Origin of the sequence: Neobacillus sp. 19, assembly GCF_049463095.1 — a bacterium.
In the GTDB taxonomy this organism is placed as follows: domain Bacteria; phylum Bacillota; class Bacilli; order Bacillales; family Cytobacillaceae; genus Neobacillus.
The window spans coordinates 53,689-66,609 of the sequence record NZ_JBMPZU010000001.1 but is presented as its reverse complement, the minus strand read 5'-3'; the positions used below and the strand labels follow the sequence as shown (position 1 = coordinate 66,609).

12 protein-coding genes are annotated in these 12,921 nt (G+C 43.5%); 2 read left to right on the top strand and 10 right to left on the bottom strand.

Annotated features, from left to right (window positions below; all coding sequences use genetic code 11):
- Positions 1 to 273: 273 nt before the first annotated feature.
- The 10 genes from ACO1D1_RS00320 to ACO1D1_RS00275 all read right to left on the bottom strand — a co-directional run bounded on the left by ACO1D1_RS00320 (position 274) and on the right by ACO1D1_RS00275 (position 11,303).
- A complete protein-coding gene (locus tag ACO1D1_RS00320; protein WP_423334577.1) occupies positions 274 to 924 on the bottom strand; it encodes a nucleotide sugar dehydrogenase in 651 nt (216 codons plus the stop codon).
- Positions 905 to 1,561, bottom strand: a complete 657-nt coding sequence (locus tag ACO1D1_RS00315) for a nucleotide sugar dehydrogenase (protein ID WP_423334576.1) — start codon at positions 1,559 to 1,561, stop codon at positions 905 to 907. Before ACO1D1_RS00315 ends, ACO1D1_RS00320 begins: the two co-directional genes overlap by 20 nt.
- Positions 1,562 to 1,774: 213 nt before the next feature.
- Positions 1,775 to 2,377, bottom strand: coding sequence for a response regulator transcription factor (locus ACO1D1_RS00310; protein WP_423334575.1), 603 nt, complete (start codon positions 2,375 to 2,377; stop codon positions 1,775 to 1,777).
- 190 nt (positions 2,378 to 2,567) lie between these two features.
- Positions 2,568 to 3,698 (bottom strand): histidine kinase, encoded by a 1,131-nt coding sequence (locus tag ACO1D1_RS00305; protein ID WP_423334574.1) that lies wholly within the window; start codon positions 3,696 to 3,698, stop codon positions 2,568 to 2,570.
- A gap of 6 nt (positions 3,699 to 3,704) precedes the next feature.
- A complete protein-coding gene (locus tag ACO1D1_RS00300; RefSeq protein ID WP_423334573.1) occupies positions 3,705 to 4,442 on the bottom strand; it encodes an ABC transporter permease in 738 nt (245 codons plus the stop codon).
- Position 4,443: 1 nt separating this feature from the next.
- Positions 4,444 to 5,346, bottom strand: coding sequence for an ABC transporter ATP-binding protein (locus tag ACO1D1_RS00295; protein ID WP_423334572.1), 903 nt, complete (start codon positions 5,344 to 5,346; stop codon positions 4,444 to 4,446).
- 214 nt (positions 5,347 to 5,560) lie between these two features.
- The gene (locus ACO1D1_RS00290) at positions 5,561 to 6,820 is read right to left on the bottom strand and encodes an exo-beta-N-acetylmuramidase NamZ family protein (RefSeq protein ID WP_423334571.1); all 1,260 of its coding nucleotides are present in this window, start codon (positions 6,818 to 6,820) and stop codon (positions 5,561 to 5,563) included.
- Between the two features lie 24 nt (positions 6,821 to 6,844).
- Positions 6,845 to 8,908, bottom strand: coding sequence for a glycoside hydrolase family 3 protein (locus ACO1D1_RS00285; protein WP_423334570.1), 2,064 nt, complete (start codon positions 8,906 to 8,908; stop codon positions 6,845 to 6,847).
- Positions 8,909 to 8,926: 18 nt separating this feature from the next.
- Positions 8,927 to 10,612: a serine hydrolase gene (locus ACO1D1_RS00280; RefSeq protein WP_423334569.1), complete on the bottom strand. Its 1,686-nt coding sequence runs from the start codon at positions 10,610 to 10,612 to the stop codon at positions 8,927 to 8,929.
- Positions 10,613 to 11,159: 547 nt separating this feature from the next.
- Positions 11,160 to 11,303, bottom strand: coding sequence for a hypothetical protein (locus ACO1D1_RS00275; RefSeq protein WP_423334568.1), 144 nt, complete (start codon positions 11,301 to 11,303; stop codon positions 11,160 to 11,162).
- A gap of 213 nt (positions 11,304 to 11,516) precedes the next feature.
- Here ACO1D1_RS00275 and ACO1D1_RS00270 point away from each other — a divergent pair, with 213 nt between their 5' ends.
- Together ACO1D1_RS00270 and ACO1D1_RS00265 are read left to right on the top strand one after the other, a co-directional pair.
- Positions 11,517 to 12,569 carry a multicopper oxidase domain-containing protein gene (locus ACO1D1_RS00270; protein WP_423334567.1) on the top strand — a complete coding sequence of 351 codons (1,053 nt, stop codon included), beginning with the start codon at positions 11,517 to 11,519 and terminating at the stop codon, positions 12,567 to 12,569.
- 173 nt (positions 12,570 to 12,742) lie between these two features.
- The gene (locus ACO1D1_RS00265; protein ID WP_423334566.1) at positions 12,743 to 12,910 is read left to right on the top strand and encodes an acyltransferase; all 168 of its coding nucleotides are present in this window, start codon (positions 12,743 to 12,745) and stop codon (positions 12,908 to 12,910) included.
- The last annotated feature ends 11 nt before the right edge of the window (positions 12,911 to 12,921 follow it).

The following is a 12,921-nucleotide window of genomic DNA, read 5'->3' as shown; positions in this document are numbered from 1 at the left end:
TTATGCCATGTACTTCGTTGGCTATCCAGAAGCCGATGTAACCCAAACAACCCGATAGGCGTTTTCGCATTTATCGTGAAACGCTTTCGTACGTGCACAAACTGAACCGACACCAATAGAATCCCCAAGAAGCCTCTAATCTTTTAGGAGATCTCTTAGGTCAGCCATACAATATTTCAACGAACAAATTTATCAAGAAAATTTATTTGTGTCAATCCTTTTTGTATCTCCATTAAAAAAGGATATCTGTTCAAGACAAATATCCTTTTTAAATTAATGGTTCGCAACCCCTGTATAATGAAATCCTAAGACTTCAAGGATCCCTTTATCCAGTAGATTTCTTCCATCAAAAATATTCGGTTGTTCCATGAGCGGTTTTAAGCTTCCCCAATCAAGCTGTTTATACACATCCCAGTCCGTGCCTATCACAAGGGCATGTGCCCCAGTAACGGTTTCTTCAATACTTTGAAATTGATGGATGGAGGCGGCCGTGGTTATTTTTACAATGGGATCGTGGACGCGAACGGCCGCTTGCTCTTCGACTAATTTGTTGATCAAAACCAAGCTCGGCGATTCTCGTGTATCATCGGTATTTGCCTTAAATGATAATCCTATTACTGCAATTGTTTTATTTTCTAAAACGCCGCCCAGGACTTGTTTTATTTTTTCAATAAAGTATTGCGGCTGTGTTTCATTTACCTCAACGACTTTTTCTAAAATGGAAAGGGTATGATTATGGTCTTTCGCGATTTGGATGAGCGCGTTTACATCCTTAGGGAAACAGGAACCGCCATACCCCATTCCCGCATTTAAAAAATGCGGGCCAATGCGATTGTCAAGCCCCACCCCTTCTGAAACATCATTTACATTAATCTTCAGGTGATCGCATAGTCTGGCTAATTCGTTAATAAAGGAAATTTTCATAGCCAGGGAAGGAATTAGCGGCATATTTAATCATTTCAGAGGCTTTTGGGTTTGTCTCAATGATCGGGCATGAAAAATTTTGATACAGTTCCCGCATGACATTTCCTGCCGCCTCACTTGTTGTGCCAATGATAATTCGGTCGGGATTAAGGGCATCATGGAGTGCGGTGCCCTCCCTCAAGAACTCTGGATTTGAGACGACATCAAAGGGGAGTGGTTCGTCTTGACTTTCTTTAATCCATTGCGTCACTAAATCAGCCGTCCCCACCGGTACAGTGCTTTTTGTAACGATGACCTTGTATTGATTCATATATTTCCCGATTGATTTTGCGACACTTCTTACATAGGTCATGTCAGCTCTTCCGTCTGTCCCTTGCGGTGTTCCGACACAAATGAAAATAACATCATTTTCTTTAATAGCTTTCTTCGCCTTTTTGGTAAATTTGATTGTTTCGGCTTGAACATGCTTACTTAATAATTCCTCAAGTCCTGGCTCATAGAAGTGCAATTTACCGGCTTTTAGTGCTTTTATTTTTTTATCATCGAGGTCCAGCCCCGTAACCTGGTGACCCATTTCAGAAAAAATAAGGCCTGTCGTCGTCCCGACATATCCTGTTCCGACGATTAATATTTTCACGATTATTTATTCCCCCTTTTGTCTCTTTGAGAATGATTAGCAATGACCGATTGCCTTACCTCAAACATGGCTTGTATTAATTTATTCTTAAATGAGTTTTGTGGAAGGTTGTCCAACATAAAAGGGCAATAAATGGGGAGTTGTCCGAAAGGAGGGAAATAGGACGCCCGAGGAGCACAAAAAAAGGCACCTATTAAAGGCACCTTTCCAGAGCTAGATCCAGCCTTTTTTCTCGGCAATGCTGGCGGCTTCCGTTCGATTTTTGGCATCTAGTTTATGGATGATTTCAGAGATATAGTTGCGGACGGTTCCGGATGATAGATAAAGTTCGGATGTGATTTCTTTTGTCGTCTTTCCTAAACTGGCTAGACGTAATATCTCTTGTTCCTTTGGGGTCAGCGGATTTTCCTCACGGATGACGTTAAAAGTTAGTTCTGGACTGAACACCCGTTTTCCTTCCATCACCTTGCGAATGGTCTCGGCGAGCTCATCTATTTCCCCATCCTTCAGCAGGTAGCCGTGGACGCCGATTTTTAGAGCACGCTCAAAATATCCGGGCCGGGCAAAAGTGGTTAATATAATGATCTTGCTCGGTGACTTCCGCTTTGCGAGTTCTTCTGCCACCTCGAGTCCATTTAACACCGGCATTTCAATATCCATCAAGCAGACGTCCGGTTTGAGTTCCAAGATTCTATTAAGTGCCTCTTCACCGTTCATCGCCTGGCCGATGACCTTCATATCTTTCTCTAAATCTAGCAACGAGCCTAATGCCCCCAGCAGCATACGCTGATCTTCCGCAATAAACAGGCGAATCATACGGCTGCCCCTCCTTTTTATTCACTTTTGATTCCTGTCCGTTTATGCAGGCGCTTTTCTTGTCTAGCTCCAGCTCCTGCGCCCAGCGACTAGTGTACTTCGCCCTCCGCCCTACGATAAGTCAACATCGAATCACTTGCGCTCTTCGTGTTTCCTTTATCTCAGTTGGAGGGCTCCAGTCCATACGTCGCTAAACGGGCGCTTCCGCTTTTCTGACAATCGGAACATTAATTTCCAGAACCGCCCCATTATGGTTTGACAGCGCGAGTACACCGTCAATAAGCGCCAGTCTCTCTCCCATCCCCCGCAAACCATTCCCAAAGGCATGATCATTCCTTATGCCCATCCCGTCATCGCGAATGACTAGGTTCATTTTTCCAGAAAGAAGCTTGATAGAAATGGAACAGTGGGTAGCACGGCTATGCTTGACGACATTTGTAGCCGCCTCGCGGACGCACATCCCGATGATATTTTGTGTAAATGGGGAGATGCCGGAAAAATCTACGTCGCCATCGTACTGATAGGTAATTCCTGCAGCACGCAGGATTTGCTGTACTTGCAGGAGCTCTTCCGTTATAGTGGCTGCCCGCATATCGGTGACGAGCTCGCGTACCTGCTTAAGGGCAGCACGGGAGGTGACTTCCATTTCCTTTGCTTCAAGCTTCGCCCGTTCAGGGTCGACCGCCGTCAGCCGCTGCACAAGCTGGCTTTTTAACGTCAGCAATGACAAGGTATGTCCGAGTGTATCGTGGAGATCTCTGGCAATCCGCACCCGCTCCTCTCGCTTGACCAATTCTTCAATTTTCTGATTCGCCCGATCAAGTTCCTTCTCAAGCTCAATTCGCCGATTGAGTGAGCGAATGCCAAACGGAGAAATCAGCATGATGATCAGGAAAGGGACGAAATAGATCAGCTCTGACGGAGTGAGAAATGTTTTCGTCCGGCTGATATGAACAATGAACGGAAGAATTTCAACGATCACTAAACCGATTAGTCCGCGTCGAAATCCCGTTTTACTCATGTACCAGCCGATGAAATTTGCTGGGAAAAATCCTAAAAACATGTAGTTTAAGTTATAAAACAAACTGAAGAGGAATACAATCGCCAGTTGAACAGCCAGCCAGTAGCTGAATGTCCTTTTTCCTATTAAAAAATAGAGCTGGCGATAGGTCACTAAGAAAAGCAGCAACATCCCATAACCGATGAGCTGCTTCACCCCTGATTCTTTTGTTAAATAAAAGGCGGGAAAACCGATATAAATCAGAAAGACATAAGGGAAAAAGCCCATTTGGCGCGGGAATATGCTAAATGACTTTTTCATCACGCATCACACTGCTTCCGTTTTTCTTCTAATATAGTTTGATAATAGCAGAAATACGGCCAAATAGGAGATTAGAATCAGAATATTTTTCCAATCCGGCATGCTGCCGCGGACGATTTCCCAGGCACCACTGCCAAAATGATAGGATGGCAGCCACTGGGCGATGGTTTGCATCACTTTTGGCATGATTTCAATCGGCATCCAGAGTCCGCCCGCAACGGCGAGCACCATATAAATGACATTGCTGATACCAGCAGCCGTTTCTACCTTTTTCATCATTCCGATTAACGTGCCGATCGCGAGGAATGGCAGCGAGCCTAGTAAAATCCATAAACCGCTGGCAATCCATTCAAAGGCGGTAAGTGAAACGTCATTGATGATTGCCCCGGCGAGAAAAATAATTGTGATCGAAAGCAGATGAATGACGCTTTGGCCCATCATTTGCGCCGCAAAATAGACGGTGTCGGAAAGCGGCGTGATGCGAATGAATGTCGACCAGCCTTGGGAACGCTCCTGCACCATGCGGATGCCGAGGGTCATCATCGACGAGCCCATCACGCTGAACACCGTCATCGACATCAGGTAATGTGCCTGCCATTCTGCTTTGTTCGGAGCATTGGTGTTTACCACGTTTGTAAAAATATAATAGAAGAGAATCGGCATGACGAGTGACCAAAACACGAAATAGCGATTTCGCAATACTCGGATGATCTCGTATTTGCATTGTATTTGAAAAGTTTTCATTTTACATTGCCTCCTTTGCGCTGCTTGTCAGCTGTTCGAACGCTTCCTCAAGCTTGCCGCGTTCAATTTGGATGTCACGAGCCCCGAGCTTTTCTTGAAAAAGCAGTTCTAAAACAATGTCTGTGTTGTTCGACTGGACATAGACGCGATTATTTTTTCGATAAATTTCATCGATTTCACTGTGCAGATACAGGCTTTCTAGCGATATTTCCGGGTCAACGATGAAAGAAACAGACTGTTTGGAAATTCTTGCTTTGATTTCCGCCGGCGTTCCGTCAGCGACGATTGCGCCGTCTTTAAAAAGTAAGATTCTTTTCGCGGCATCGTCCGCTTCCTGCAGGTAATGGGTCGAGAAAATAATGGTATTTCCTTGGTCAGCCAAGTGATGGACTGTCTCCCAAAATCGTTTTCTCGAGATCGTATCCATGCCGACGGTCGGTTCGTCAAAAATGATAAGCTCAGGGTTGCCTGCGAGGGCAAGGGCAAAGCTTAAGCGGCGTTTTTGTCCGCCTGATAATTTTTCGGCCCGTGTTTTCAGGTCCTGGTCGGTTAAGCCAGTTAGATTGATTAGTTCCGTTAAGGCGAGCGGGTGTGGATAATAGCTTCTAATCAGTTCAAGAATCTCGCGTACCTTTAACCCCTGCATCACACTGACTTCCTGGAGCATCGTCCCGATCCTTTCACGGACCTGTTTTTCCTGCGGATGATGGTTAAATAATTGAACCTCTCCCGCGGTTGGTTTGATCAGTCCTAAGAGCATCGAGAGGGTCGTTGTTTTCCCCGCCCCATTCGGTCCAAGAATCGCTACCACTTCCCCTTTTCCAATGGTGAAAGATACATTATTAACCGCTGTTTTATGTTGAAATGACTTTGTCACGTTTGTTAAGCTTACAATTTCGTTCATCTATCGAACACCTCCTGATTACTTGATTTCATTGTATGATGCATTGGAGGTAAATCTTAGTATGTAATGTCACCAAAATAAGGTGACAAATGTCATATTGTGTTTTTAGATCATTCCGCGCACTGTTTATTCCGCCAAATACCTACTTCAATTAGAATCCTAGGGATTATTAAACATAAAAGAGACCTTCTAAACAGAAGGTCTCTAACCATTATTAATATAATAAATACTGCTCGCGGATGTCCATGAATTTTTCCAGCTCTGGCTGCCAGTCTGCTTTCATTTCTTCAATCGATTTTCCCGCTTCGATTCCGGCGCGAATAGAGCCGTTGCCGACTAGGTTGTCGAAGAAGGAGATACCGTTAGTGCCCGGTGCCCGGAATTGAAAGTCATTTGGATACATGTCATGTATGGTTTTGACAATGGTAAGTCCTGTTTCAAATGGCTTGTAGGCATTCCGGTTCGTTACATGGATTTGCACGCCATGGCTTAACTTGTTCGCAAATTTTGATGTTGACGGAATGAACGATGCAGCTCGGAAAGTCACTCCAGGTAAATGATAGGAATTCAATTTTGCAGCCAAATCATCACTATCAATAAATGGTGCACCAATTAATTCAAACGGCCTTGTTGTCCCCCGTCCTTCGGAAACATTGGTTCCTTCAATTAGGCATGCACCAGGATAAACCAGCGCTGTATCTAAGGTCGGCATGTTCGGTGACGGCATGACGAATGGTAAATCAGCGTCATCGTAATACATGCTGCGGTTCCAGCCTTCCATTTTTACAACTGTTAAATCAGCTCCAATGTTAAATTCCTTATTGAATAACTTAGCCAATTCCCCAACCGTCATCCCATGACGGACTGGGATCGGGAATTCGCCGACAAAGGACGAGTACTTATCCTCTAGAACTGGTCCCTCTACCTTCGCGCCGCTAATAGGATTCGGACGGTCGAGCACGATGAATGGAATATTGTTTTCTTTTGCTGCTTCCATCGCTAACGCCATTGTGTAAATATACGTGTAGAAACGCGCCCCGACGTCTTGAATATCAAATAACAGTACATCGACATTGCTTAACATTTCAGGTGTCGGTTTTTTGGTTGCACCATAAAGACTGTATACCGGCACACCTGTTTTTTCATCGATATAGGACTCCACATAGGAACCAGCTGGTGCACTGCCGCGGACACCATGTTCCGGTCCATATAAGGCAGTCAGCTGTACATCCTTACTTTTATACAGCAAATCTACAATACTCGTAAGATCTTGATCAACCCCGGTCGGATTGGTAATCAACCCAACGCGCTTCCCTTTAATTAAATCGAGGCGATCCTTTAACAGCACCTCAACACCTAAACGGAACTTCCCGTTGTTCTTTTCTTTTTCCTTATCGTTTTTGGCTAGTGCCGCTGTTACTGTCGAAAGGACTAGCAGCAGTGCTAGAATACCCGTAAGCCATTTCTTTTTCATTGTACTCCCCCCATTTTTAAAAAATTAAAACCCTAAACCATGGTCAAATCCGTATAGTACACTGCCATCCTCGTTGAAAATGGTAACCGGAAGTTTAGCAGTTGGCTTATTTACGCCAAATATGGTATTAACTGCAGCCTCAAAGCTTACATCCTTCGTGCCATACTGTGTCAGATAGGCATCTACATTTGGATAGGCCATAATATCATAGGGATTGCGAAGCCCAACACCAATCACCGCGGCATCCGTTTGCTCAATTACTTGATTGGCCAGTTTCATTAAATTGGCAGAAGGCAATCTGCCGCTCACTGTAGAAGTATTCGTCCCCACAATGATATATTTGGCTGATTTTGCAATTGCCAAATTGGCAGCTGAAAGCGGTGCAGCAGTATTAATAACGGTCACGTTTTGGTGGTGTTTTTGAACTTCAGCTAATAGAGTAGGGGCGCTTGAACCTACGACCACAATTTTATCTTCCGCAGCTGCTTTTAACGGAAGAATGCCATTATTTTTCACAAGCGTAATCGATTTAGCTGCTGCTTCTTTTTCTACCTGCAAATGTTCCGCAGATCTTGCAACCTTCTCGGCATTGGCGACTTTTTCATCAAGACTTTTTTCTACTTCAGCCTTCACGATCCCTCGATTTAACTTCAGCGTTAAAATCCGCTCAACGGACTGATCGATTCTTTCGATTGGAATATCCCCTGAGTTCACTGCATCATATAGTCCATTTGCTACGGATTCAAGTCCGACAGGCATTAGGACAATATCCGTTCCCGCTTTTACTGCCCGAACAGCTGCATCTACCGGACCAAAATGATCGGAGATTGCCTGCATATTCATGGCATCTGTCACAATCACACCCTTAAAGCCCATCTCTTCACGCATAAGACCCGTTAGGACTTTGTGTGATAAGGTTCCCGGAATAGCAATTTCCGTACCATCCTTTTTTGAAATGGCTTTTGTGCTATCGATTTTTGGAAAAGTAACATGAGCTGACATTACCGCATCAATGCCGGCATCCATCGCCTGCTGGAATGGGTATAATTCCACCTTTTTCAGACGGTCGATATCATGTGGCACCTCAGGCAGTCCTAGATGCGAATCCGTTGCGGTATCACCATGGCCGGGAAAATGCTTTGCCGTTGCAGCCGTTCCCGTTTCATGAAGACCTTTAATATAGGCATTGCCCATTTTGGCAACAAGCTCTGGATCCTCGCCAAACGAACGAACGCCAATGACCGGATTGTCCGGATTATTGTTGACATCAAGAACAGGTCCAAAGTTCATATTTATACCAACAGCATTAAGTTCTTCGCCTATCGCCTTGCCTACCTTTTCAGCCAATTCTTCAGACCTTGAGGCTCCAAGCGCCATGTTTCCTGGAAAGTCGGTTCCAAATTGGAGTCGAGTAACGATTCCACCCTCTTGGTCAACAGAAACCAAGAGCCCATACTTTTCCGCTGCCTCTTGATATGCAGACACGAGCTTCGTTGTTTGTGCAGCTGTTACCGTGTTTTCACGGAACAATATTACTCCACCAAGATGATATTTTTTGACAAGCGCGGCGATTTCATCATTCATTACCGTGACATTTTGCCCCTTCCAGTTTCGGAAGTCCGGCATCAACATTTGGCCGACCTTTTCTTCCATGCTCATTTTACTGATTGCCTGGCCGATGAGGTCATAGCGAGCTCCCTTTTCTTTTTTCACAAAGATTTCATCATGATTCCCTTTAAATTGAATCGCAATTCGATCGGTGTAACTGCCGTCACTGACAGAGATAAACGTTTTTCCATTGTGTCCTGATAGGGTTACCGCGCCATCTTTGACGGCGGCAACATTTTTATTCGAAGATTTCCAGGTTAGATTCTTCGAAGCCAGCTTAAAGTGACCTTCTTCATACACATTTAGGGCATTCAACTGAATGGTGTTGTCTTTCACTTCTCTTGTCACTTGCGGTATGTTCACGTCAATCACTAGATCCTTCATCCCTGAAGCTGCGGTTGCCCCTGCAAGTGGTATCCCCGTTAACAAAAGGGCAAATCCCAGAAATGAGGTGATAAATAGCTTGAAAAATTTTCGCATGGTTTCTCCTCCTCTATTTTAATAGTCTCTTAACTGCCAATCGTTCTGTGTAAAGGTTAGCGGGGTTGAATCAAGTTTCGGATTCAAGATATACCAGCCGCGGCCGTTATTAGCTGTGTCTGTTTTATACAGAAAGCGCAGTTTTTCCGCTTCTTTTGGAATCGCTACTTCTTTTTGCTCCCAACCATTGCTTGTACCGGTGAATTCGGCAGCTTTTTTCCATACACCATCTTGAAAAATTTCAACGGTACCGAAGTCCCATTGGTATTCGGTCATATGCCATGTACTAAACGTCAATTTTGCATCTTTCTGTAAATGAAGATCTGCTTCCATGACGCGGTTCAGTTTATCACCATATCCGGCAAACCAAGCTGGTCCCTTCCCTGGAATCGAAACTGGAATGGCATCCGCAACCTGCCTAGCAAACAATCTTCTTGTTTGATTCGTTGACACCGTTGTTCTGCTTGGATGGACACGGTTTGTCAGTAGAATCGCCACAGTTTTATTGTTCGGACTGACGACAATCGACGTTCCTGTATAACCGGTATGACCAAAGGAATAAGTACCTTCAGATAGGGCATCCATATACCAGCCTTGCCCAAGCTCCCAGCCAAGTCCATGGTCATTGCCCGGGTATGCTTCATTTTGATTCTCTAGTAATAGTTTGACCGTTTCTGTTTTCAGGATACTTTTTCCAGCATACTTGCCTTCATTGATGAAAATGTGTGCAAGCTTTGCAAGATCTTCAGCTGTAGAAAAGACACCGGCATGGCCTGCCACCCCATCAAGCGACCAGGCATTCTCATCATGTACTTCGCCCCAGACAAGGCCGCGATTTGGTGTAGATTGATATTCCGTCGCAGCAATCCGGTTTTTCAAGGAGGCCGGCGGATTATACATCGTGTCCTTCATTCCTAAAGGTCCTGTAATATGCTCTTTCACAAATTCATCCTGGCGCTCTCCGGATAACTTCTCTACCAGCGCCCCTAAAGTAATCATGTTTAAATCGCTGTACTCATAATTGGTGCCGGGAGGATTTTTTAATGGCTGCTCGAAAACCAACTGCAGCCTCTCGTCGCGCGAATTTCCTTTCGTATAGAGCGGAATCCAGGAGACGAATCCAGAGGTATGAGTTAATAGCTGTCGAATGGTGACATCCTGTTTGCCGTTTGCAGCAAATTCTGGAATATACATGGCAACCGGATCATCCAGTTCGAATAACCCTTTTTCAAAAAGAATCATCACAGCAGTGCTTGTGAAAATTTTACTAATTGATGCAAGGTCAAAAATGGTATCCGCTTGCATCGGGATTGGATGTTCCAATTCGGTAAACTTGCCATCGCTGTATTGCGCTGAATTCCCATATGCCGTGTGTTTAACAATTTTTCCGCCCCTGGCCACAAAGGCAACAGCACCGGGCATGACTTTTTCTGAAATAGCTTGGTTTAGGATCTGATCGATTTTCTGAAGCGGTGCTGTTACCATGCCGGCACCTTTTGCTGAGCTAGGATGAAGAACGCTTGAAACTGGGATCACGGTTGAATTCCACGTGAAAACTGGATGAGGTTTCTCTGATGCGAAAGGACTGCTTTTTTCTTGTTTTTCAATCGTTGGAACAATCGTTGTGTCATTGCTGGCAAAAACAGTGCTGGTTCCCAAAAAAACAGTGCAAATGGAAGAAATGAGTAACGTTTTTCTTTTCATAAGTCCCCCTTAAATTATGATTGATTCTATTGTAAACGCCTGTTATGTAAGGAAAAATGGCAGCGTTTGCAACTACTTTAATCATATATGGGGTATTTATGGTCGTCTATGCCACTTATGTCCTACACAGTCCTATTCTCGACGTTTTTATAGGTATAAGGGAGCGTATCGATGGAATTATTTTTTAAAATTCCGTACATTTTTTTAAAATTTTATTTCAATAACATAAATTTTTTAAAAATCCAGTGGAAGGGCGTCATTTGTTTTACCCTCGGTATATCCACAGATAAAAAGAGGATATCCACATGCATATAGCAGTTATCAACAAAATTTTGAGGATATCCACAAATTATCAACAGTTTTTTTGTCATTTATCCTCATCCATAACTTATAATGACTTTTATCCACATTAAGCACCCTTTTATCCACAATTTATCTAAAAATATCCACATTTCTGACTAATTTATCCACAATCCTCTTCACCCTCTGAGGATAACCACTATGTTAACACAAAAAGGACCTAGAAATAAATTCTAAGTCCACTTTTTTACCCCTTTCCAGGCTCCTTTACATTCCGGCTGGTTCTTCCTTTTTTGACAATCTCCTCAAGTTCACCTTCATCCCCTTTTGCGTTAATGATCTCTATAATTTGGTTCAAACCTTCGCTTGTTTTATCTATTTTATCCTTCAAAAAATAGCCTCCTTTTTCTTATAGAATAACCGTTTTTCGCGGTTATTATTTAGCATTGACAAGGTGTTAATATTACTTTGCTCACCAATTCACAAAATGTTCACTACTGGCTTTATTCTGAGTGACCTGCATCACTTGGGGGTTTTTTACATGAGTTAAAATGAAAGCGTAATCATCAAACAAAATAATAGGGGTAAATGGGGGAGATTTAAAATGGGTAAGATAGTGAAGTTTGCAGCCATTATCGTTTCATCTGTCATGGTATTAAGTGCTTGTGGTAAAGTGGATCTTTCAAGTGAAAAAGAGGGTAAGGCCCAATCTAACAAGAGTACAGCTTCAAATGTTATCGCACCCCATGAGCATCTAAATCAAAAACCAACTCCAATTAAAATGAATCGAATCGGTGAGCATGAGGTCAACATTGAAATGACTTCACAAATTACGGATATAGAAATCTCTAAAGGCGATATGTATAAAGCCTGGACCTTTAATGGTGAAGCACCAGGACCCGTCATTGTCGTGAACCAAGGCGATAAAATTAATTTTACCTTAAAAAATATGGACCCGGCCATCCCGCACAGCATGGACTTTCATGCCGTCCATGCCGCACCATCAACAGATTTCGCTAACGTTATGCCTGACGAAACCGGCACATTCAGCTATCCGGCTAACAATCCGGGAGTGTTCATGTACCATTGCGGAACGAAGCCCGTTCTCTCACATATTGCCAACGGAATGCACGGGACGATTATCGTTAAACCTACTAGCGGCTATCCAACTGATTCAGAAGTCGACCGTGAATTCGTCATTGTCCAAAATGAGTGGTATAAATACAATGATTTAAACGATTTTACAAATGGAGTACCTAAGAATGTTGTCTTTTCAGCCAAGGCTTTAAAAGATGGAGATATTAATACGAACGGCACAGTTGGTGCACTTGTCGATAAACCGCTGCTTGCGAAAGTCGGCGACAAAGTGAGATTCTACGTGATGAACGTTGGTCCAAATGAGGTTTCAAGCTTCCATGTTGTCGGTACTATGTTTGATGATGTCTATATGGATGGCAATCCGTTTAATCATTTTAAAGGAATGCAAACAATCATGCTTCCGGCCAGCGGCGGTGCTGTCATTGAATTTACGGTCACGAAGGAAGGCAGCTACCCGTTTGTTACCCATCAATTCAATCATGTTCAGAAAGGTGCTGTCGGTATCTTGAAAGTGACACAAGACGGACATGATGATGGCAGTGAGGTTATGTCACATTAATTGTTGAAGATCAGTCGGCGTCGGGTTTGATAACCCGCGCTTTTTCTATGGTCTGCGCCTTGTTGCAAGAAGATTTATGTCGAAAATATTATTGGACACCCTGACAATTTTCTTCTATTTTCACTTCTAGTATTTGTTATTCTTTTAGAAAAACTAGATAGGGGGACAAATAGATGCATTTTGAATTATTGTTAGATGCCGTGTTGGGAGAAAGACAAATATTTCATATTATCGAATGCCCTGTCTGTGGATATGAAGAAATCTATTATGAACATCAAGTAACGAAAAGGCTGATAGGACGAGCTTGTTCCAACTGTAATTTTGTTCAAAAGTTTAATTAATAATGATCTCT

Bases quoted from the DNA above. Each gene is read 5' to 3' on its own strand.
- ACO1D1_RS00320 (WP_423334577.1), bottom strand. From the start codon at position 924: ATGAAAATTTCCTTTATTAACGAATTAGCCAGACTATGCGATCACCTG.
- ACO1D1_RS00310 (WP_423334575.1), bottom strand. From the start codon at position 2,377: ATGATTCGCCTGTTTATTGCGGAAGATCAGCGTATGCTGCTGGGGGCA.
- ACO1D1_RS00305 (WP_423334574.1), bottom strand. From the start codon at position 3,698: ATGAAAAAGTCATTTAGCATATTCCCGCGCCAAATGGGCTTTTTCCCT.
- ACO1D1_RS00300 (WP_423334573.1), bottom strand. From the start codon at position 4,442: ATGAAAACTTTTCAAATACAATGCAAATACGAGATCATCCGAGTATTG.
- ACO1D1_RS00295 (WP_423334572.1), bottom strand. From the start codon at position 5,346: ATGAACGAAATTGTAAGCTTAACAAACGTGACAAAGTCATTTCAACAT.
- ACO1D1_RS00290 (WP_423334571.1), bottom strand. From the start codon at position 6,820: ATGAAAAAGAAATGGCTTACGGGTATTCTAGCACTGCTGCTAGTCCTT.
- ACO1D1_RS00285 (WP_423334570.1), bottom strand. From the start codon at position 8,908: ATGCGAAAATTTTTCAAGCTATTTATCACCTCATTTCTGGGATTTGCC.
- ACO1D1_RS00280 (WP_423334569.1), bottom strand. From the start codon at position 10,612: ATGAAAAGAAAAACGTTACTCATTTCTTCCATTTGCACTGTTTTTTTG.
- ACO1D1_RS00270 (WP_423334567.1), top strand. From the start codon at position 11,517: ATGGGTAAGATAGTGAAGTTTGCAGCCATTATCGTTTCATCTGTCATG.
- ACO1D1_RS00265 (WP_423334566.1), top strand. From the start codon at position 12,743: ATGCATTTTGAATTATTGTTAGATGCCGTGTTGGGAGAAAGACAAATA.